Here is a 1,662-nt window from a genome sequence, read left to right as displayed (position 1 = left end):
TGGGCATATCTGACGAGACCCGAGGTCAACTCTCCACCAAGTTCGGGGTGATGTTCCCGCACCTGGACGAGCGGCAGCGCCGTTTGTTGATGGGTGCGGAGGCGCGGGCCCTGGGGCACGGCGGCATTCGGGCGGTCGCGAGGGCGGCCCAGGTCAGCGAGACGACGGTCCGTAAAGGCGTCGCCGAGTTGGGGGCCAGTGAGGCGCCGTTGGGGCGGGTACGCAGGCCCGGTGGTGGCCGTAAACGGGCTGTGGATCGTGATCCGGGTCTGCGGTCCGCGGTGCTGGCGCTGGTGGAGCCGGACGAGCGGGGTGATCCGATGTCGCCGTTGCGGTGGACGGTGAAGTCGACCAGGACCCTCGCCGCAGAGCTCACCCGTCGCGGGCACAGGGTGAGCGCGGACACCGTCGGAGACCTGCTGCGAGAGGAAGGCTTCAGCCTTCAGGCCGGTGCCAAGACGCTCGAGGGCAGGCAACATCCGGACCGTGACGGCCAGTTCCGCTATATCAGCGAGCGCGCCCAGGAACACATGAATGCCGGCCAGCCGGTGATCAGCGTGGACACGAAGAAGAAGGAACTCGTCGGCGACTATAAGAACGCTGGCCGTCAGTGGCGGCCCCAGGGCGAGCCGCCATTGGTCAAGACACACGACTTCCTGGACCGTCAGGGGCCGGGCAAGGCGATCCCGTACGGGATCTACGACATCGCCGCGAACACCGGCTGGGTCAGTGTCGGCACCGATCACGACACGGCCGCGTTCGCTGTCGCCTCCATCCGCCGCTGGTGGCAGGGCCGAGGCCGGCACGACTATCCGGCCGCCACCCGTTTACTGATCACCGCGGACGCGGGCGGGTCCAATGGCTACCGCACCCGAGCCTGGAAGACCGAACTCGCCGCCCTGGCCTCTGAGACGGGCCTGACCATCACGGTCTGCCACATGCCGCCGGGTACCTCGAAGTGGAACAAAATCGAGCATCGGCTGTTCTCCCACATCTCCATGAACTGGCGAGGCTGTCCTCTGACCAGCCATGACGTCATCGTAAAGAGCATCGCGGCGACCACCACCCGCACCGGGCTGACTGTGCACGCCGTACTCGACCCGGGTACCTACAACACCGGCATCAAGGTCACCGACAGCGACATCGACGCCCTGCCCATGCACCGGCACCGCTTCCACGGCGACTGGAACTACACCCTTCACCCCTCACCTCGAGCCCCCGCCACAGCTAAGAGCCCTCGATCAGTCGGCAGCCTGTCCCCGCAGCCCTGCACCGGGTGTCTGCGCGACCCGGAGCTGACAGGGATGCCTGAGCCGGAGCTCGCCGAACTGATCAGCCAACTCGGCCAGACACTGGACGAGTTACGTGAGCAAGGGCGGCGACAGCAGCGAGGAGGCGACCGCGTCCGGGCTCGCGGCGCAGGCGCCAAGGACAAGCTGACCACGGCCGACAGAGTCCTGGCCACCGTGCTCTACCTGCGCAAACTCGGCACCCGAGACCTACTCGCCCAACTCTTCGGAGTCAACGGCAGCACCCTCACGAGGGCCGTTCACCAAGTCCGGCCCCTCCTGGCCGAGCACGGTCACATTATTCCAGCCTCGACAGCCAGGTTCCGCACACCCGCCGACGTTGCCGCATTCCTCGCGAACAGCAGCCCCACCG

General features: G+C 67.1%; 1 protein-coding gene. It reads left to right on the top strand.

What is annotated here, in order from left to right; translation table 11 throughout:
• Positions 1–50: 50 nt before the first annotated feature.
• Positions 51–1,662: ISAzo13 family transposase (locus ABD366_RS43345; RefSeq protein WP_344443659.1), on the top strand; the 1,612-nt coding region annotated here is incomplete at its 3' end.

Origin of the sequence: Streptomyces kunmingensis, assembly GCF_039533535.1 — a bacterium.
GTDB classification, from domain to species: domain Bacteria; phylum Actinomycetota; class Actinomycetes; order Streptomycetales; family Streptomycetaceae; genus Streptomyces; species Streptomyces kunmingensis.
Note: the sequence above shows the minus strand (reverse complement) of the source record. Positions and strands in the feature narration are given on the sequence as shown.